Source organism: Nocardioides sp. J54, assembly GCF_000519005.1.
Taxonomy (GTDB): Bacteria; Actinomycetota; Actinomycetes; order Propionibacteriales; family Nocardioidaceae; genus Nocardioides.
Window position 1 is genome coordinate 60,876 of sequence record NZ_JAER01000008.1, and the last position, 18,259, is coordinate 79,134.

Annotated in this window: 17 protein-coding genes; 2 read left to right on the top strand and 15 right to left on the bottom strand. The window is 71.0% G+C overall.

Features of this window, described 5'->3' with window-relative positions:
* Positions 1-3: 3 nt before the first annotated feature.
* The 8 genes from NOCJ54_RS0107825 to NOCJ54_RS0107860 all read right to left on the bottom strand — a co-directional run bounded on the left by NOCJ54_RS0107825 (position 4) and on the right by NOCJ54_RS0107860 (position 8,649).
* Positions 4-1,332, bottom strand: a complete 1,329-nt coding sequence (locus NOCJ54_RS0107825; RefSeq protein ID WP_028655062.1) for an aspartate aminotransferase family protein — start codon at positions 1,330-1,332, stop codon at positions 4-6.
* 105 nt (positions 1,333-1,437) lie between these two features.
* Complete coding sequence (locus tag NOCJ54_RS0107830) at positions 1,438-2,583, bottom strand: ABC transporter substrate-binding protein (RefSeq protein WP_028655063.1); 1,146 nt, start codon at positions 2,581-2,583, stop codon at positions 1,438-1,440.
* 79 nt (positions 2,584-2,662) lie between these two features.
* Positions 2,663-3,445 carry an ABC transporter permease gene (locus tag NOCJ54_RS24480; RefSeq protein ID WP_036517231.1) on the bottom strand — a complete coding sequence of 261 codons (783 nt, stop codon included), beginning with the start codon at positions 3,443-3,445 and terminating at the stop codon, positions 2,663-2,665.
* The gene (locus NOCJ54_RS0107840) at positions 3,442-4,302 is read right to left on the bottom strand and encodes an ABC transporter ATP-binding protein (RefSeq protein WP_028655064.1); all 861 of its coding nucleotides are present in this window, start codon (positions 4,300-4,302) and stop codon (positions 3,442-3,444) included. Before NOCJ54_RS0107840 ends, NOCJ54_RS24480 begins: the two co-directional genes overlap by 4 nt.
* Positions 4,299-5,267 (bottom strand): ABC transporter permease, encoded by a 969-nt coding sequence (locus tag NOCJ54_RS0107845; RefSeq protein ID WP_232221710.1) that lies wholly within the window; start codon positions 5,265-5,267, stop codon positions 4,299-4,301. The genes NOCJ54_RS0107840 and NOCJ54_RS0107845 overlap by 4 nt, the downstream gene beginning before the upstream one ends.
* A 7-nt stretch (positions 5,268-5,274) precedes the next feature.
* Positions 5,275-6,303, bottom strand: a complete 1,029-nt coding sequence (locus tag NOCJ54_RS0107850) for a TIGR03842 family LLM class F420-dependent oxidoreductase (protein WP_028655066.1) — start codon at positions 6,301-6,303, stop codon at positions 5,275-5,277.
* Positions 6,304-6,333: 30 nt separating this feature from the next.
* Entirely contained in the window at positions 6,334-7,767 is a 1,434-nt protein-coding gene (hydA, locus tag NOCJ54_RS0107855; RefSeq protein ID WP_028655067.1) for a dihydropyrimidinase, read from the bottom strand.
* A gap of 42 nt (positions 7,768-7,809) precedes the next feature.
* On the bottom strand, positions 7,810-8,649 hold the full coding sequence (locus NOCJ54_RS0107860) for a nitrilase-related carbon-nitrogen hydrolase (RefSeq protein ID WP_232221711.1): 840 nt from the start codon (positions 8,647-8,649) through the stop codon (positions 7,810-7,812).
* A 142-nt stretch (positions 8,650-8,791) separates the two neighbouring features.
* Between NOCJ54_RS0107860 and NOCJ54_RS0107865 the strand changes: the two genes are divergently transcribed.
* On the top strand, positions 8,792-10,153 hold the full coding sequence (locus NOCJ54_RS0107865; RefSeq protein WP_028655069.1) for an aminotransferase-like domain-containing protein: 1,362 nt from the start codon (positions 8,792-8,794) through the stop codon (positions 10,151-10,153).
* A gap of 93 nt (positions 10,154-10,246) precedes the next feature.
* Here the strand turns inward: NOCJ54_RS0107865 and NOCJ54_RS0107870 are convergent, their stop codons facing one another.
* Together NOCJ54_RS0107870 and NOCJ54_RS0107875 are read right to left on the bottom strand one after the other, a co-directional pair.
* The gene (locus tag NOCJ54_RS0107870; RefSeq protein WP_028655070.1) at positions 10,247-12,457 is read right to left on the bottom strand and encodes a 3-hydroxyacyl-CoA dehydrogenase NAD-binding domain-containing protein; all 2,211 of its coding nucleotides are present in this window, start codon (positions 12,455-12,457) and stop codon (positions 10,247-10,249) included.
* A 46-nt stretch (positions 12,458-12,503) separates the two neighbouring features.
* The gene (locus NOCJ54_RS0107875) at positions 12,504-13,715 is read right to left on the bottom strand and encodes an acetyl-CoA C-acetyltransferase (RefSeq protein ID WP_028655071.1); all 1,212 of its coding nucleotides are present in this window, start codon (positions 13,713-13,715) and stop codon (positions 12,504-12,506) included.
* A gap of 104 nt (positions 13,716-13,819) precedes the next feature.
* Between NOCJ54_RS0107875 and NOCJ54_RS24485 the strand changes: the two genes are divergently transcribed.
* Positions 13,820-14,575: a MerR family transcriptional regulator gene (locus tag NOCJ54_RS24485; protein ID WP_051485597.1), complete on the top strand. Its 756-nt coding sequence runs from the start codon at positions 13,820-13,822 to the stop codon at positions 14,573-14,575.
* A gap of 86 nt (positions 14,576-14,661) precedes the next feature.
* On the opposite strand, the gene NOCJ54_RS0107885 is transcribed toward NOCJ54_RS24485, so the two are convergent.
* The 5 genes from NOCJ54_RS0107885 to NOCJ54_RS0107905 form a co-directional block, all read right to left on the bottom strand.
* Complete coding sequence (locus NOCJ54_RS0107885; protein ID WP_028655072.1) at positions 14,662-14,880, bottom strand: hypothetical protein; 219 nt, start codon at positions 14,878-14,880, stop codon at positions 14,662-14,664.
* Positions 14,881-14,924: 44 nt separating this feature from the next.
* Positions 14,925-15,335, bottom strand: coding sequence for a hypothetical protein (locus NOCJ54_RS0107890; protein ID WP_028655073.1), 411 nt, complete (start codon positions 15,333-15,335; stop codon positions 14,925-14,927).
* 18 nt (positions 15,336-15,353) lie between these two features.
* Positions 15,354-15,875 carry a hypothetical protein gene (locus tag NOCJ54_RS0107895; protein WP_028655074.1) on the bottom strand — a complete coding sequence of 174 codons (522 nt, stop codon included), beginning with the start codon at positions 15,873-15,875 and terminating at the stop codon, positions 15,354-15,356.
* Between the two features lie 10 nt (positions 15,876-15,885).
* Complete coding sequence (locus NOCJ54_RS0107900; RefSeq protein ID WP_442937312.1) at positions 15,886-16,581, bottom strand: WXG100-like domain-containing protein; 696 nt, start codon at positions 16,579-16,581, stop codon at positions 15,886-15,888.
* Between the two features lie 129 nt (positions 16,582-16,710).
* Positions 16,711-18,174, bottom strand: a complete 1,464-nt coding sequence (locus tag NOCJ54_RS0107905; RefSeq protein ID WP_028655076.1) for a DEAD/DEAH box helicase — start codon at positions 18,172-18,174, stop codon at positions 16,711-16,713.
* Positions 18,175-18,259 lie beyond the last annotated feature (85 nt).

The window sequence follows — 18,259 nt, forward strand, 5'->3', positions numbered from 1 at the left end:
GGGTCAGAGCTCCTCGTCGAGCAGGGTCAGGACTTCGTCGTACGTCGCCAGCGCCTCGGCCGCCTCGTCGGCGGTCACGACGCAGGGCGGGACGACATGGATGCGGTTGTCCGCGGTGAAGGGGATGAGGCCGCGCGCCACCAGCTCCGACTTGGCGCGGCCCATGGTGGCGGCGGGGACGGGGGCCCGGGTGGCGGCGTCGGCGACGAGCTCGACGGCCCAGAAGACGCCGAGGCCGCGCACCTCCCCCACCACCGGGTGCTTGTCGGCGAGCTCGGCGAGGCCCGGTCCGAGGACCTCGGCCCCGATCCGTTTGGCGTTGTGGACGATCCCTTCCTCCTCCATCGCGTCGATGGAGGCGACGATCGACGCCGCCGCGAGCGGGTGGCCGCTGTAGGTGAGGCCGCCGGGGAAGACCCGCTCGTCGAAGGTCGCGGCGATCGCGTCGCTGATGATGACGCCGCCGACCGGGACGTAGCCGGAGTTCACGCCCTTCGCGAACACGATCAGGTCCGGCACGACGTCGTGCGCGTCGAGCGCGAACCACTCGCCGGTGCGCCCGAAGCCGGCCATCACCTCGTCGAGGATGAGCACGATGCCGTGCTGGTCGGCCAGCTCGCGGACGCCGGCGAGGTAGCCCGGCGGCGGGACCAGGACGCCGGCGGTGCCGGGCACGGTCTCGAGCAGGATCGCGGCCACCGTGTCGGGGCCCTCGCACTCGATGATCCGGCGCAGGTGGTGCAGCGCGCGCTCGCACTCCTCCTCCGGCGTGGTGGCCCAGAACTCCGAGCGGTAGAGGTACGGCCCGAACACGTGGACGTGGCCGCGGGCGTACTCGTTGGGCAGGCGGCGCCAGTCGCCGGTGGAGACGATCGCCGCGCCGGTGTTGCCGTGGTAGGAGCGGTAGGTCGAGACCACCTTGTCGCGGCCGGTGTGCAGCCGCGCCATCCGGATGGCGTTCTCGTTGGCGTCCGCGCCGCCGTTGGTGAAGAAGACCTTGTCGAGGCCCTCGGGGGCGCGGGCGGCGATCCGGCGGGCGGCCTCACCACGGGTGAGGTTCGCGGTCGCCGGGCCGATGGTGGCGAGCGTCGCCGCCTGCTCCTGGATCGCGGCCACCACCTTCGGGTGCTGGTGGCCGATGTTGACGTTGACCAGCTGGCTGGAGAAGTCGAGCCAGCTCCGGCCGGAGTGGTCCCACACCCGGGTGCCCTGGCCGCCGGCGACGACGATCGGCGCCAGCGAGGCCTGGGCGCTCCAGGAGTGGAAGACGTGGCTGCGGTCGAGCTGCACGGCCCGATCGTCGAGTTCGCTGCTGTTCTGGACCGTCACCATCGTCGGCTCCTTCTCCTCGGTGCTGCGGTGCTGCAGCCATGCTGCAGGTCGTCCTGGTGGGGGTGGGTCCCGGGACGCCCCTGCGGGCGTCCCGGGACCTGGTGGCTAGTTGCCGCCCTCGGCGAGCTCCACCTCGATCGGCTGGAACGACTCACCGGTCGTGTCGACCTCGTCGCCGAGCTCCTCGATGGCCTGCTCGATCCAGGTGTTGTCGTACGCCGTGGCCGGCGGCTCCTGGGTGATGAGCTGCTGGCCCTGCTCGTTGACGGCGGCGAGCGCCCCGTCGACGGTGCGCTTCCACGCCCCCTCGTCGATCACGCCGATGCCGTTCTCGGCCGGCCAGATCAGCTTGTTCGTCTCGTTGGTCATCCACAGCTCGTGGCTCGGGCCCCAGCTGGAGCCTGCGTCGACCGTGATCTGCGCGGCCTCCTCGGCGTTGTCCCGGGCGTAGGCCCAGCCCTTGATGACGGCCTTGAGGAACTTGACCGTGCGCTCCTGGAACTCCTCGTCGTCGAGGCACTCGGTCTGCGCCCAGATCGCGTCCTGCAGCATGGCGCCCTCGGTGTCCTCGTAGGAGATGACGTTGAAGTCCTCGGGCGTGTAGAGCTTGCCGGTGTCGGGGTTCCTGGTCTCGAGCAGCTGGGCGTACTCGTTGTAGGTCATCGCCTGCGCCGCGTCGATGTCGCCCTGCAGGAAGGCGTTCATGTTGAAGTCCTGGGTGACGATCGAGACCGACGTGGAGTCGAGGTCCTCGGCGGCCATGGCCGCGAAGATCTCCCACTCGTTGCCGAAGCCCCAGGAGCCGATCTTCTTGCCCTCGAAGTCGGCCACCGACTCGATGCCCGAGTCGGCCCACGAGACCTGCAGGGTGCCGGAGCGCTGGAAGATCTGGGCGATGTTGGTCAGCTCGGCGCCCTGCTCGATGGAGCCGAGGACCTTCGGCACCCAGGCGATCGCGTAGTCGACGTCGCCGGAGGCGAGCGCGTCCTGCGGGACGATGTCGCCGCCCGACGGGATGATCTCGACCTCGAGCCCCTCCTCCTCGAAGAAGCCCTGGTCGACCGCGGCGTAGTAGCCGGCGAACTGGGCCTGCGGCAGCCACTGCAGCTGCAGCTTCACGTCCGAGCCGACGTTGCAGCCGCTCGCTCCGGTGCTGCCTCCGTCATCGTCGTCGCCGCAGGCGGCGAGCAGGCTGGAGCTGGCGAGCACGACCGCAGCGGCAGCCAGCCCGCGGCGCAAGGTGTTCTTCATGGCAGTTCCTTTCGGGCGGGGGGTGGAGCCGTCGTACGCCGCGCGACGCTGCCGGCGAGGACGGGCCGATCGGGGCGGCTCACGTCGCCGCTCCGGTCGGTAGGCGGTGCTGGACCAGGCGTTCGACCAGCACGGTCACGACGTACGCGACCAACCCGAGAACGATGGCGGCGCCGACGTAGGCCCACGCGCGGGCGTAGGCACTCGTCGCGGCGCTGGTGGAGATGAAGCTGCCGAGGCCGCCGCGCGGTCCGCCGAAGTACTCCGCGACGAGCGCGGAGATCACGGCGAGCGAGCTGGCGACGCGGATGCCGGTCAGCACGAACGGGGTCGCGGACGGCAACGTGAGGACGCGGAAGCGCTGCCAGCCGTTGGCGGCGGTCGCGTGCAGCAGGTCGCGGTGCAGCTGGGTGGTCTGGTGCAGGCCCCGGGCGCTGTTCACGTAGACCGGGACGAAGGCGGCGATCGCGGCGACCACCCGTCGGCCGTACTGGCTGTCCGCGCCGTACATGGAGTTCAGCACGGGCGCGAGCGCGACGATCGGGACGACGGCGAGGCCGGCGACGATCGGCCCGACCATGCCCTCGGCCCAGCCCAGCCAGGACGCGACCGCCGCGAGCAGCACGCCCACGATCGTGCCGGCGAGCAGCCCGATCGCGGCGTTGGTGCCGGTGATGGCGAACGCCTCGCGGATGACCGTGCTGTTCTCCGACCACTCCTCGCCGATCTCGGCCGGGCCGGGCAGGAGGTACGGCGACACCCCGACCACCGACACCAGGAACTGCCACACGGCCAGCACCAGCGCACCGACCACGAGCGGGGCGGCGACCCGGCCGACGAGGGTGAGCCCGGAGCGGTTCATCGCAGCTCCCGGCCGTCGCTGGAGACCGGCGACCCGTGCAGCACCTCGCGCACCTCGGTCACCCGGGCGAAGAACGCGGGGTCCTGGCGCAGCGCGTCGTCGCGGGGGACGTCGCGGGCGATGCCGGTGACCACCTCGCCGACGATCCGGCCCGGTCGCGGCGACATCACCACGACCCGGTCGGCGAGGAAGACGCCCTCGGGGATCGAGTGGGTCACGAAGACCACGGCGGCGCCGGTCTCGACGCTGAGCCGGGCGAGCTCGGCCTGCATCCGCTCGCGGGTCATCTCGTCGAGGGCGCCGAACGGCTCGTCCATGAGCAGCAGCCGCGGCTGCTCGGCCAGCGCGCGGGCGATCGCCACGCGCTGCTGCATGCCGCCGGAGAGCTGGTCGGGGTGGTGCCCGGCGAAGTCGCTGAGCCCGACCAGGTCGAGGAGGTACTCCACCCGCTCCTTGCGCTCGGGCCGCGAGAGCCCGTGCAGCTCCAGCGGCAGGGCGACGTTGCGCGCGACCGTGCGCCACGGCAGCAGGCCCGCCTGCTGGAAGGCGATGCCGTAGTCCTGGTCGCGCCGGGCCCGGGCAGGCGACTTGCCGAACACCTCGACGCTGCCCGACGTCGGCCGCTCGAGGTCGGCGACGACCCGCATCAGCGTGGACTTCCCGCACCCCGACGGGCCGAGCAGCGCGACGAACTCGCCGGCGGCGACCTCCAGGTCGACGTTGCTCAACGCCTCGACGACGCCCTGGCGGGTCTTGAAGGTCTTGGTCACCCCGCGTGCGGAGACCGCAGCGCTGCTGCCGGCGCCGTCGGCGGGCCCGGTGCCGGCCGGGGTGGAGGTCGTGGTCAGCTCGCTCATCGCGCCTCTCCTCGTCGGTACGGGCGCAGCAGCACCCCGATGACTGTGACGATCCCGCCGGCCACCAGGCCGAGGGCGACGGCGCCGAAGATCGGCGCCCAGGCCTTGGCCGGGTCGCCGGACGCCTGCCCGGCCAGGGAGACGAGCATCCGGCCGATGCCGTCCAGGTAGCCGGTCGAGACCTCCGCGACCACGGTGCCGACCACCGCGCTGGCCGCGCCGAGCCGCAGCGCGGGCAGCAGGTACGGCACCGCCGACGGGATGCGCACCCGCCGCAGTGTCGACCACCAGCCGGCCGCGTACACGTGGAACAGGTCGGCGTGGATCCGGCTGTGCGCCTGCAGCCCCCGCAGCGCACCGACGGCGACCGGGAAGAACGCCAGGTAGCTGGCGATCACGGCCACCGACAGCCACGGTGGCCAGTCCCAGCCGCCGATCTCGATGCGCGAGCCCCACGAGCGCACGACCGGGGCGAAGGCGATCAGCGGGATCGTCTGGCTGAGGATGATCCACGGCAGGAGCCCCCACTCGAGCACCCGCAGCCGGGCCATCGCCACCGCCAGCAGCAGGCCCACCGTCGTACCGACGAACCAGCTGACGCCCGCGATGCCGAGCGAGACCAGCGCGGCGTCGGCGACCGAGCGCCACAGCGGGTCGGCACCCGCCATGCTCGTGGTCGGCTCGCCGAGGCGCTGCACCATGTCCCACACGTGCGGCATCGCCAGGTCGGTGGTGCGCGGCAGCACCCGCTGCTCCCCGATGACCACGCCGTCCTCGGGGGCGAGCGCCTTGTAGCCCTCCCACACCCCCACGAGGGCGACCAGCCCGAGGACCGCGAGCACCACGGCGCGCGCCCAGCCGAGCACCCCGGGCAGCCGGGGCACCCGGACGTCGACCGACGCGGCGACCGCGGTGGCGTCGGTCGGGGCGGGGTCGAGCACGGCCTGGGTCTGGGTCTGGGTCACGTGCCGGTCACGCCTTCGCGACGACGTGCTCGCGCAGCGCCGGCATGATCGACTCGCCGTAGACCCGCAGCGTCTCCTCCTTGTTGTCGTGCTGGAGGTAGACGGCGAACTGGTCGACGCCGATGTCCTTGAGCTGCTTGAGCTTCTCGACGTGCGCCTCCGGCGGGCCGAGGATGCAGAACCGGTCGACGATCTCGTCGGGGACGAAGTCGACGTGGTCGTTGTCGGCCTTGCCGTGGGTGTTGTAGTCGTAGCCGGTGCGGCCCCGGATGTAGTCGATCAGCACCTGCGGGAAGTCCGCGCCCTCGCCGTACTTGTCGACGATGTCGGCGATGTGGTTGCCGACCATCCCGCCGAACCAGCGGGTCTGTGCCCGCATGTGGGTCCAGGACTCCTCGGTGTCCGGGCCGACGTAGGCCGGGGCGGCGACGCAGAAGGTGAGCGAGTCGGGGTCGCGGCCGGCGTCGGCCGCGGCCTTGCGGACCTGCTCGATCATCCACCTGGTCACGTCGACGTCGCCGAGCTGGAGGATGAAGCCGTCACCGACCTCGCCGGCCGTCTTCAGCGCGAGCGGGCCGTACGCCGCCACCCACACCTCGAGCGCGGAGGTGCGCGCCCACGGGAACTGCAGGGTCGCGCCGTTGTGCTCGACCGGCCGGCAGTTGCCCAGCTCGCGGATGACGTGGGTGGCCTCGCGGACCTCCTTGAGGGTGCACGGCCGGCCGTTGAGCACCCGCACCGCGGAGTCACCGCGGCCGATGCCGACGACCGTGCGGTTGCCGTACATCTCGTTGAGCGTGGCGAAGACCGACGCGGTCACCGTCCAGTCGCGGGTTGCCGGGTTGGTGACCATCGGGCCCACGATGACGCGGTTGGTGGCCCCGAGGATGGCCGAGTAGATGACGTACGGCTCCTGCCACAGCAGGTGGGAGTCGAACGTCCACACGTAGTCGAAGCCGTGCTCCTCGGCCTGCTTCGCGAGGCCGACGGTGCGCCAGGCGGGCGGATTGGTCTGCAGGACGACGCCGAAATCCATCGTTCTTCCCTTTCGTCGGTGCCTGCCGAGTCAGACGAGGTACTGGGTGAGGTCGCGCTTGAGGAACTGCCCGTGGCCCTTGGTGCCCTTGAACTCGCCGTCCTCGACGAGGACCCGTCCGCGGGAGATGGTCACGTCGACGTGGCCGTCGATCTCGAAGCCCTCCCAGGCCGAGTGGTCCATGTTCATGTGGTGGGTGCGGCCCTCGCCGATGCCGATCGAGGTGTGCCCGTTCGGGTCGTAGACGACGATGTCCGCGTCCGCTCCGGGCTGGACCACGCCCTTGCGCCCGTACAGGCCGAACATCCGCGCCGGCGTGGTCGAGATCAGCTCCACCCAGCGCGACAGCGAGATCCGCCCGTCGACGACGCCCTGGTAGAGCAGGTCGACGCGGTGCTCGATCGAGCCGATGCCGTTGGGGATCGCGCGGAAGTCGTCCTTGCCGAGCTCCTTCTGGTCCTTCATGCAGAAGGGGCAGTGGTCGGTCGAGACCATCTGCAGGTCGTTGGTGCGCAGGCCCTGCCACATCGCCTCGAGGTGGCCCTCCTCCTCCGAGCGCAGCGGCGTCGAGCAGACCCACTTGGCGCCCTCGAAGTCGCCCCACTCCTCGCTGCTGGCGCCGAGCTGCTTCTCCAGCGACAGGTAGAGATACTGCGGGCAGGTCTCGCCGAAGACGTTCTTGCCCTTGTCGCGGGCCCAGGCGACCTGCTCCACCGCCTGCTTCGCACTCATGTGCACGATGTAGAGCGGAGCCTCCGTCAGGTCGCTGAGCATGATCGCCCGGTGGGTGGCCTCCTCCTCCATCTGCCAGGCGCGGGCGATGCCGTGGTAGTACGGCGACGTCTTTCCGGACTCCGCGAGCTGGGCGGCGAGGACGTCGATGGCCGGCCCGTTCTCGGCGTGCATCATCGTCAGGAGCCCCAGTTCACGGGCCTTCTGCATCGCTCGCAGGATCTGCGCGTCGTCGCTGTAGAACACGCCCGGGTAGGCCATGAACAACTTGTAGGACGTGATCCCCTCGTCGACGAGGTTCTCCATGGCCTTGAGCGACTCGTCGTCGACGCCACCGATGATCTGGTGGAAGCCGTAGTCCACCGCGCAGTTGCCGTCGGCGAGCTCGTGCCAGTGCGCGAGCCCGTCCTCGACCCGCTCGCCGTACTTCTGCACCGCGAAGTCGATGATCGACGTCGTGCCGCCCCACGCGGCCGCCGTCGTCCCGGTCTCGAAGGTGTCGCTGGCGTAGGTCCCGCCGAACGGCAGCTGCATGTGCGTGTGGGCGTCGATCCCGCCCGGGATGACGTACTTCCCGGTCGCGTCGATCACCTTGTCGGCCGCCACCGGCCCCAGCGACTGGTCCCCCGGTGCCAGCAGCGCCACGATCCGCTCGCCGTCGACGAGGACGTCCGCCTCGACGGTGCCGGTGGCGTTCACGACCGTGCCGCCCTTGATCAGGATGGTGCTCACGTCAGACCTCCAACTCGTTGTCCTGCGTCGGGCCGGCGGGCGTCACGGCTGTGCGATCGCCGTGTAGGAGTCCGGCCGGCGGTCGCGGTAGAACTGCCAGTCGTCGCGCATCTGCTGGACCATGTCCATGTCGAGGTCGCGCACCAGGAGCTCCTCCTTCTCCGAGGAGCCGCGCTCGCCGACGAAGTTGCCGCGCGGGTCGATCACCTGGCTGGTGCCGTAGAAGTCGACCGCCTCGTCGCCGTACTCGTTGTCCTCGCGGCCGACGCGGTTCGGCTGGAGCACGAAGTAGCCGTTGGCGACCGCGGCGCACGGGCCCTCGACCTCCCACAGCCGGTTGCTGAGCCCGGGCTTGGTGGCGTTGGGGTTGAACACGATGTGCGCCCCGTTGAGGCCGAGCTCGCGCCACCCCTCGGGGAAGTGGCGGTCGTAGCAGATGTAGGTGCCGACCCGACCGACCGCGGTCTCGAAGACCGGGTAGCCCAGGTTGCCGGGGCGGAAGTAGAACTTCTCCCAGAACTTGTCGAGGTGCGGGATGTGGTTCTTGCGGTACTTGCCGAGGATCGTGCCGTCGGCGTCCACCACGACGGTGGTGTTGTAGTAGACGCCGGTCTGCTCCTCCTCGTAGATCGGGAGCACCATGACCATGCCGAGCTCCTTCGCCAGCGCGGCGAAGCGCTGCACGATCGGGCCGTCGGCCGGCTCGGCGTAGCGGTAGTACTTCTGGTCCTGGGTGATGCCGAAGTAGGGGCCGTAGAAGAGCTCCTGGAAGCACATCACCTGGGCGTCCTGGGCGGCTGCGTCACGGGCGAACTGCTCGTGCCGGTCGAGCATCGACTCCTTGTCGCCGGTCCAGGTGGTCTGGCTGATGGCTGCTCGCACGATGGTCAACGTGCACCTCCATGGTTCGGACGGGGGGATGGGCGGTGCCGAGATTCGTTATCCTTGGGGTTGAACATTTCGCTCCGATTTCTCGTCTGTCAAGGGTTTCGTCATTTCCCATCTCCGGGCAGGAGGTCCGACGGTGTCCCTGGGCCCCGACCTGTCCGCCCTCGACGACCGCTCCCCGTCGGGCATCGCCGGCGCCTTCAGCCGCGCGATCCGGGCCGGTGAGCTCGCCCCCGGCGACCGGCTGCCGACGGTGCGCGAGGTGGCCGCCGACCTCGGCGTCTCCCCGGCCACGGTGTCCGCGGCGTGGCAGGCCCTTCGTCGTACGGGCGTCGTGGTGTCGCGCGGCCGGGCCGGCACCTTCGTGCTCGACTCCCCGCTGCCCTGGCTGTCCCCGCGCCAACGCGGCCTCGTCGGCGCCGGGCCGGACGGCTTGCGCCTGGACCTCTCGCGCGGGACGCCCGACCCGCAGCTGCTGCCCTCGCTGGGCCCGGCGCTGCACCGGGTCTCCCAGCGCGCCGGCACGCTGGCCTACCAGGAGGAACCGGTCCTCCCGGAGCTGCGCGCGGTGCTGGAGGCGTCCTGGCCCTACGTCCCGGACGCGCTCACGGTCGTCGACGGCGCCACCGACGGCGTGGCCCGCACCCTCGAGCAGGTCGTCGGGTACGGCGACCGGGTGGTCCTCGAGTCGCCCGGGTTCCCGCCGTTCTTCGACCTCGTCGAGGCACTCGGCGGGGAGGTCGTCCCGGTCGAGCTCGACGAGCGCGGGGTCCGCCCCGACTCGCTGCGCCGCGCGCTCGACGCGAAGCCGTGCGCCGTCGTCCTGCAGCCGCGCGCGCAGAACCCGACCGGGGTCGCGCTCGACCCGGACCGTGCCGCGCAGCTGGTGCGCGTGCTGCGGCGGCACGCCCACGAGCTGCCGTGGGTGGTCGAGGACGACCACTCCTCCGGGATCAGCACGGCCAGCGACGTCACCCTGGCGACCCGGCTGCCGGAGCGGGTCGTGCACATCCGCTCGTACTCCAAGTCGCACGGGCCCGACCTGCGCATCGCCGCGATGTCCGGACCCTCGGAGATCATCGACCGGGTGGTCGCGCGGCGCATGCTGGGCCCGGCATGGACGTCACGCATGCTGCAGACGATCCTGCTCGACCTGCTGACCTCGGCCCAGGCGCTCGACGAGGTCGGCGAGGCCCGGCGGCAGTACTTCGCCCGCCAGCGCACCCTCGTGGCCTGCCTCGCCGAGCAGGGCCTGGTCCTGCCGCCGCCCGACGGCATCAACCTGTGGCTGCCGGTGCGCGACGAGCGCGCCGCGCTCGTCCACCTCTCCGCCTCCGGCATCCGCGTCGCCGGAGGTGCCCCCTTCCTCGCCGGGGAGAACGGCGCCGCCGACGGCTCCCCCGGCGCGGCGTTCGTCCGGGTCACCTCCGGCCTGGTCTCCCCCGACGACGCGGCCGAGGTCGCGGCGGCGCTGGCCGAGGCCGCGCGGGCCGGGTAGCCGGGTAGTCGGGTAGTCGGGTAGTCGGGTAGTCGGGAAAACGACACCGACCCGCCGCTGTGACAGCGACGGGTCGGTGCGTGGAGCGGTGCGTCAGGCGGGGAAGCCCTCGCCGGACTCGGCGAGCTTGCGCAGCCACGGGGTGGCCTCGAAGCGCTCGCCGTACCTGGCGGCCAGCTCGTCGGCCCGCGCGAGGAACGCGTTGAGGCCGACCTCGCCGGTCGCCTTGTCCTCGTAGCCGACCATGAACTGCACGGCGCCACCGGTCTGCGGCGGGAAGCCGATGCCCATGATGGAGCCGATGTTCGCGGCGGCGGCGGAGGTGATGACGCCCTCCTCGAAGCACTTCGCGGTCTCGAGCGCCTCGGCGAACAGCATCCGGTCGCGCACGTCCTGGATGTCGGGCTGCTCCTCGGCGACCGGGAACACCTCGGAGAGGCCCTCCCAGATCGACAGGCGCTTGCCGGTCTCCTGGTCGTAGTCGTAGAAGCCGGCCTTCTTGAGGCGGCCCGGACGACCCAGCTCGAGCATCTTCTCGACGACCTTGATGCCCGGGTGCTCCGTGGTCATCGTGCCGTCACCCTTCTCGGCAGCCTCGCGGGTGGCCTTGGCGATCTTGCCCATGAGCTCGAGGTTGAGCTCGTCGGACAGCTGCAGCACCGGGGCCGGGTAGCCGGCCGACGAGGTGGCGCGCTCGATCGTCCACGGCGCGACGCCCTCGGCGAGCATCGCCATGCCCTCGTTGACCATGAAGCCGATGACGCGCGAGGTGTAGAAGCCACGGCTGTCGTTGACCGTGATCGGCGTCTTGCGGATCTGCTGCACGACGTCGATCGCGCGGGCGAGGCTCTCCTCGGAGGTCTCCTTGCCGGAGATGATCTCCACCAGCGGCATCTTGTCGACCGGCGAGAAGAAGTGCAGGCCGATGAAGCGCGGGCGGTCGGCCTCGTTCTCCAGGCCGGCCGCGAGCTCGGTGATCGGCAGGGTCGAGGTGTTCGAGCACAGCAGCGCGTCGGGCGCGAGGTGCGGCAGGATCTCGGCGAACACCTTGGCCTTGAGGGCCGGGTCCTCGAAGACGGCCTCGACCACGAGGTCCGCGCCCGCGGCGGCGGACGGGTCGTCGGTCGCGGTGATCCGGCCGAGCAGCTCGGCCTTCTTCTCCTCGGTCGACTTGCCGCGGCTGATCGCCTTGTCGAGCAGGCCCTCGGAGTAGGACTTGCCGCGCTCGGCAGCCTCGACCGAGACGTCCTTGAGGACGACCTCGACGCCGGCCCGGGCGAGGACGTAGGCGATGCCCGCACCCATCATGCCGGCGCCCAGGACGACGGCCTTCTTCGCCTGGTAGGGCTCGATGCCCTTGGGGCGCAGCGAGCCGGAGTTGATCGCCTGCAGGTCGAAGAAGAACGCCTGGATCATGTTCTTCGAGTTCTGGTTGACGATCAGGTTCGCGAGGTAGCGAGACTCGATCCGCGAGGCGGTGTCGAAGTCGACCTGCGCACCCTCGACCGCGGCCGAGAGGATCGCCCGCGGGGCCGGGTAGTCGGCGCCCTTGAGCTGCTTGCGGAGCAGGGCCGGGAAGGCGGGCAGGAAGCCGGCCAGCGCCGGGGACTTCGGGGTGCCGCCGGGCATCTTGTAGCCGGGCGCGTCCCACGGGTTGAGGGCGGCCTCGGGGTTGGCCTTGATCCACGCCTTCGCGGCGGGGACGAGCTCCTCCTGGGTCTCGACGACCTCGTCGACGACGCCCTTCTTCAGCGCCGCCTGCGGGTTGAACTGCGTGCCCTGGAGCAGCACGTCCATCAGCGCGGTCTGCAGGCCCCACTTGCGCACGGCGCGGGTGACGCCGCCACCGCCGGGCAGCAGGCCGAGGGTCGCCTCGGGCAGGCCGAGCTTGATCTTCGAGTCGTTGACGACGATCCGGTGCTGGGCGGCGAGGGTGATCTCGTAGCCACCACCGAGCGCGGCGCCGTTGATCGCGGCGACGACCGGCCTGGGGAACAGCTCGAGGCGGCGCAGCGCCTTCTTGACGTTCTCCGCCATCTCGAAGACGTCCTGGGCGTCGTCCTTGGTGGCGGTGACCATCCGCTTGAGGTTGCCGCCGGCGAAGAAGGTCTTCTTGGCCGAGGCGATGACGACGCCGGTGACGTCGTCCTGCTCCTCGTACAGGCGCTCGACGGCCTCGGCCATCGAGGTGATGTACAGCTCGTTCATCGTGTTCGCGCTCGCGGTCGGGTCGTCGAGCGTGAGGGTGACGATGCCGTCGGCGTCGCGGTCGTACCGGACCGCGGTCTGCGTGTCAGTGCTCATGTCTTCTTTCGGTTCCGTGAAAGTTCGAGAGGTCGGGACGAGACGCTCAGACGCGCTCGACGATGGTCGCGATGCCCATGCCGCCGCCGACGCAGAGCGTGGCGAGGCCGCGGCGCAGGTCGCGCCGCTCGAGCTCGTCGATCAGGGTGCCGAGGATGATCGCGCCGGTCGCACCCAGCGGGTGGCCCATGGCGATCGCGCCGCCGTTGACGTTGGTGATGTCGTGGCTGATGCCCATGTCGCGCATGAACCGCATGGCGACGGCGGCGAACGCCTCGTTGATCTCGAACAGGTCGATGTCGCCGACCTCGAGGCCGGCCTTGGCCAGCGCCTTGCGGGCGGCCGGGGCCGGACCGGTGAGCATGATGATCGGGTCCGCACCGGAGACCGCGGTGGCGATGATGCGCGCCCGCGGGGTCAGGCCCAGGTCCTTGCCGACCTGCTCGTTGCCGATCAGGGTCAGCGACGCGCCGTCGACGATGCCGGAGGAGTTGCCGGCGTGGTGGACGTGGTTGATCTTCTCGAGCCAGTGGTACTTCTCGAGCGCCACGTCGTCGAAGCCGGCGTCCGCGCCGAGCTGGGCGAAGGACGGCTTGAGGCCGGCGAGGCCCTCGACGGAGGTGTCGGGGCGGACGGTCTCGTCGCGGTCGAGGATGGTCAGGCCGCTGACGTCCTTGACCGGGATGACCGCGTTGTCGAAGTAGCCGTTGGCCCACGCCTTGGCGGCGCGGTGGTGCGACTCGGCGGCGAACGCGTCGACGTCCTCGCGGCTCCAGCCCTCGATCGTCGCGATCAGGTCGGCGCCGATGCCCTGCGGCACGAAGCCCGCCTTGAACGCGGTGGCCGGGTCGGACGCCCAGGCGCCGCCGTCGGAGCCCATCGGGACGCGGCTCATCGACTCGACGCCGCCGGCGAGGATCAGGTCCTCGAAGCCACCGCGGATGCGGCTGGCGGCCTGGTTGACGGCCTCGAGGCCGGAGGCGCAGAAGCGGTTGAGCTGGACGCCCGCGACGGTGTCCGGCAGGCCGGCCGCGATGGCGGCGGTCTTGGCGATGTCGCCACCCTGGTCACCGATCGGCGACACGACGCCGAGGACGACGTCGTCGATCCGGTTCGGGTCGAGACCGGGGTTGCGCTCCTGCACGGCGTCGATCAGTCCGACGGCGAGGTCGACCGGCTTCACCTCGTGGAGGGAGCCGTTGGCCTTGCCCCGACCGCGCGGCGTGCGGAGGTGGTCGTACACGAATGCTTCTGCCATGACCGTCCTTGTGTCCTGGTTCCAGTGGCGGTGTGGCGGCGTCGCGAGGCGCGCCGCGCACGGGATGGATCTCCCTTGGGAACGATTGTGACACTATTACTGTCATGGTCAAGAGCGAGGGCCCGGCAGGTGATGCGACGCACACCACTCCCGGGGGGCAGGGCGACGAGGACCTGCTGACCCTGGAGGAGCTCACCCGGCGCACCGGGCTGAGCGTGCGCACGGTGCGCTTCTACACCTCCCGCGGCCTGGTGCCGCCGCCGATCCGTCGTGGTCGGTCGGGCTACTACAGCGCCGAGCACGTCGCCCGGATCGAGCTCGTCCTCGAGCTGCAGAGCCACGGCTTCACGCTCTCGGCCATCGAGCGGTACGTCGCCGGCATCCCCGACGACGCGACGCCCGAGGACATCGCACTGGCGCGCACCATGCTCGCGCCCTGGCAGTCCGACCTGCCGGTCGAGATGGACCGGGCCCAGCTCGAGCAGAAGGCGGGACGCGAGCTCTCCGACGACGACGTCGCGACCCTGCAGGCCCTCGGCGTGATCCGGATCCGCGGCTCGAAGTACCTCGTCGCCACGAACCAGCTCGCCATCGGCGTGCGCCTCATCGAGCTCGGTTTCCCGCGCGAGGTGGCGGTCGCCGCGGCCGCGGTCTACCAGGAGCACGGCGAGCAGATGGCCAAGGAGCTCTACGACGTCGTCAACGACAAGCTCGCGCCCCTGTACGACGACGCGGCCACCTCGGAGCACTACCGCGAGATCATGGAGCGCCTCAAGCCGCTGTCCGTCGGCGGCCTGGTCACCGCCTACGAGGCCGCCGTCGCCCGCGCGGCCCGGCTCCCCCGCCGCCGCGGCGATTGACCGCACGAGGGAGAGCGGCAGGGGACTCCTCCTGCCTGCCTGCCTGTCAGGAGGGCGCGACGCCGGTCAGCCGGAAGCTGCCGTCCTCAGCGGAGCGTCCGGCAAGACGGGCGAAGCTCGTCGAGGACGCGATCCCCGCTCGTCGTCAGGTGCGGCAGGTCGACCACCTGCCGGGCGAGCTCGGGCACGTCGAGCAGCAGCGACCACGTCAGGTCGGTCATGAACCTGTGGGTGCCGGCGTGCCCGCTCTCGTCGCGCATCGCGCGCAGGTAGGCCTCGTCACACCGGACGTCCCTCATCCTCACGCGAGCAGGTCCTTCGCCATGACCGCCACCATCAGTCGGTGGCGTCAGACTTCTTCGACGTCGCAGTTCTGGAGGCTCGTCCGACTGACGAGCTCGTAGGCCCGGTCACTCAGCCTCAGCCGGAAGTCCTCAGCCAGGCTCACGTCGTCGTCAGCACTGCCCGTGACCTGGAGCCAGCGGAACGTCGGCAGCTCGAGCGAGGGGTCGATGAGTGCTTCCTCGTCAACCGTCACGTCGGCCTCGGCAAGCGCATATCCGCTCAGGTCGGACTCCTCCAGGATCGACGCGAGGCGCTCGGTCACGAGGTAAACGGGAAACACCTCGAGGAGGTCGTCGCCGAGCCACCCCGTGAGGGTGATGTGGAAGCGCACCACTCGCGGAGGGTGTACGGAGGTGTCGAGCTCACCGCGTTCCCCGATCTCTCCGGGGACCTCGGGTTCCAAGATGAAGGACATGGAGAGGATCCTTCCTCATCAGACCGGCGGGTTGAACAGGTGGCCGAACTTCTTGTCGATCTCTGTCGCGAAGTCCAGGAGCTCCTGCTGGGTTGCGGCAGGATGGGTCCGGTAGAAGCGGTTCCACTCCTTGCGGATGGCACTCAGGTGCACGGTGTTGTTGACGTCCCGAGGGATTCCTCGCAGGTTCTCGATCGAGTGGAGCTCGTCCTGTGAGACCACACCCGGGTACCTGCGGCTCACCTGTCGCTCGACCGCGTGGTGGACGACCGTCTCGCTCATGTCGACATCCGGGTTCGCCGACGAGAACGTGTTTCGGTAGTTGTGGTCGCTCGTGTTGCCGAACGTCGCCCTGTAGTCCGGAGCCCGTCCCGGGTTGCCGGTCAGGGCGGACGCGGCCCTGTCCGTCGCGTCGATGTCGTCCGCGTTGCGCGCCGTCCGACGACCCTGTCGACGCAGCTGGCCGCCGACGCCGTCGCCCATGTTGCGGAAGCCCTTGACGAAGGCCTCCATGATGTCGTCCCACACCTTGCGGTTCACGTCGTCTCCCTCAGCCGCCGGTGACGTTCAGGCTCATCAGGTCGGCGAGGAGCTGCTCGGTGCGGTCCTCGATGTCAGCCGCGTTGACCTCCAGCTCGGCCGATGCCTGGTCGAGCGCGGCGAGGTCCGCCATGAAGCGCCCGGGGTCGGCACCCGTGGCCTCGACGATCGGCGAGTCCAGGACGGCCATCACGATCGCCGGCACCTGCTCGGCCAGCGGCTCGATGACCATCGGCAGGACGATGCCCATCGCCTCCTCCATCGCGATGTCCATGGCGGCGTTGAGGAGCGCCTTCTTCGCGAGGATCACGGCCACGGCGCCCGGTGCGGTGAACGGGTTGGTCAGCATCGCCGCCACCGTGACGGCCGTGGAGGTGACGTCAATGATCACCTTGGTCTTGAGCGCGGTGACGACCCCGGCCGCGATGTCGACGCCGGTCGCGGCGGGGTCGATGACGCCGACCAGCTTCTGCAGGTTCTGCGACCGGTTGGCGTTCCACGCCGCGACGTACGCGAGTCCCGCCTCACCCTCGAGGGAAGCGGCGAGCTCGCCGTTGATCTTGTTGTCGGTGCGCTGGATGACGTCCTCGAGGTCGCCGCCGTAGGCGCGCAGCATCTCTGCACCCCGGCGCATCTCGTCCTCGTCGAGGTCGGGCCACTCGAAGCCCAGCTTGTCCATGATCCAGACCAGGCCGTCCGGCAGCATGATCCCCACGGCAGCGTTTCCCTTCGGTCAGACGGGTGTGCCCGACGACTCCTTCCCGAGGTGCGTCGTGGCAAACCCGGGGGCGACGAGCCGCGGCCGCCCTGGCCGCCGGACCGAAGGGTCCGTGGCTCAACGAGCGCGGGAGCTGAACCCCGCCGCGCTGTGGCCACCACCGGATCCGGTGCCACGCGAGCGCGAGCGGCCGCGGCCGCCACCCGAGCGCTGACCGGCCGGCTTGCCGCCCTGGCCCCCGGTGCGGGCCTGGCCCGAGCGCTGCCCGCCCTGGCGCGAGCCGCCCCCGGCGGTCGGGCCGGACTGCTTCGCGGCCGGCTTGCGACCGGAGCGGCGTCGGCCGCCGCCACCGTTGCCGCCCTTGCCGCCGCCCTGGGGGGCGGCCGGCGTCAGGTCGATCCCACCGGGGCGGGAGCGCTCGCCGGGGGCGAGGTCCTGCAGCAGCGGGTGGTCCGGCGCGGTGATCCGGGTGGTGGTCGGCTTGATCCCGGCGGCCCGGGTGAGCGCGCGTACGTCGCCGCGCTGCTCGCTGGTCATCAGCGTCACCACGGTGCCGGCGGCACCGGCGCGGGCCGTGCGGCCGGACCGGTGCAGGTAGGCCTTGTGCTCGGCGGGCGGGTCGGCGTGGACGACCAGCGACACGTCGTCGACGTGGATGCCGCGGGCCGCGATGTCGGTGGCGACGAGCGTGGTCGCCGTGCCGCTGTGGAAGGCCTCGAGGTTGCGGGTGCGCGCACCCTGGCTCAGGTTGCCGTGCAGGTCGACGGCCGGCACGCCGTTCTTGTTGAGCTGGCGGGCCAGCGCCTTCGCACCGTGCTTGGTGCGGGTGAAGACGACGGTGCGGCCGGGCGCACTGACCAGGTCGAGGAGCACCGGCAGGCGCTGCTCGCGCTCGACGTGGAGCACGTGGTGGTCCATCTTCGCCACGGGCGACTGGGCCGAGTCGGCCTCGTGCACGGCCGGCTCGTCGAGGTAGCGCTTGACCAGGACGTCGATCGCGTTGTCGAGCGTGGCGGAGAACAGCATCCGCTGGCCCGACTTCGGCGTCTGGTCGAGGAGGCGGCGCACGGCCGGCAGGAAACCGAGGTCGGCCATGTGGTCGGCCTCGTCGAGCACGGTCACCTGCACGTCGGCGAGGCTGCAGTGGCCCTGGCCGATGAGGTCCTCGAGCCGGCCGGGGCAGGCGATGAGGACGTCGACGCCGTTGCGCAGGGCGGTGACCTGCGGGCCCTGGCCGACGCCGCCGAAGACGGTCGTCGTGCGGAGGCCGGCGGCCTCGGCGAGCGGGGCGACGGTGGCCGAGATCTGGGTGGCGAGCTCGCGGGTGGGGGCGAGCACGAGGGCACGCGGCCGCTTCGGGGCCGGCCGGCGCGTCGTACCGGACGCGAGGCGGGCGACGAGCGGCAGCCCGAAGGCGTAGGTCTTGCCCGACCCGGTGCGGCCGCGGCCGAGCACGTCGCGGCCGGCGAGCGAGTCGGGCAGCGTCGCTGCCTGGATCGGGGTGGGAACGGAGATCTGGGCGGCGTCGAGGACGGCGAGCAGGTCAGTGGGTACGCCGAGGTCGGCGAACGTGGACGTCACAGGTGGTTCTCTCCGGGGAGCGCAGCGCAGAGCGCGGCGATTCCCCTCAGCTGGGCGTCTCGCCGTGCTGCCCGTCTGGTGACGG

Coding starts and splice junctions, on each gene's coding strand:
- NOCJ54_RS0107825 (WP_028655062.1), bottom strand. CDS start 1,332: ATGGTGACGGTCCAGAACAGCAGCGAACTCGACGATCGGGCCGTGCAG.
- NOCJ54_RS0107830 (WP_028655063.1), bottom strand. CDS start 2,583: ATGAAGAACACCTTGCGCCGCGGGCTGGCTGCCGCTGCGGTCGTGCTC.
- NOCJ54_RS24480 (WP_036517231.1), bottom strand. CDS start 3,445: ATGAACCGCTCCGGGCTCACCCTCGTCGGCCGGGTCGCCGCCCCGCTC.
- NOCJ54_RS0107840 (WP_028655064.1), bottom strand. CDS start 4,302: ATGAGCGAGCTGACCACGACCTCCACCCCGGCCGGCACCGGGCCCGCC.
- NOCJ54_RS0107850 (WP_028655066.1), bottom strand. CDS start 6,303: ATGGATTTCGGCGTCGTCCTGCAGACCAATCCGCCCGCCTGGCGCACC.
- NOCJ54_RS0107870 (WP_028655070.1), bottom strand. CDS start 12,457: ATGAGCACTGACACGCAGACCGCGGTCCGGTACGACCGCGACGCCGAC.
- NOCJ54_RS0107875 (WP_028655071.1), bottom strand. CDS start 13,715: ATGGCAGAAGCATTCGTGTACGACCACCTCCGCACGCCGCGCGGTCGG.
- NOCJ54_RS24485 (WP_051485597.1), top strand. CDS start 13,820: ATGGTCAAGAGCGAGGGCCCGGCAGGTGATGCGACGCACACCACTCCC.
- NOCJ54_RS0107890 (WP_028655073.1), bottom strand. CDS start 15,335: ATGTCCTTCATCTTGGAACCCGAGGTCCCCGGAGAGATCGGGGAACGC.
- NOCJ54_RS0107900 (WP_442937312.1), bottom strand. CDS start 16,581: ATGCTGCCGGACGGCCTGGTCTGGATCATGGACAAGCTGGGCTTCGAG.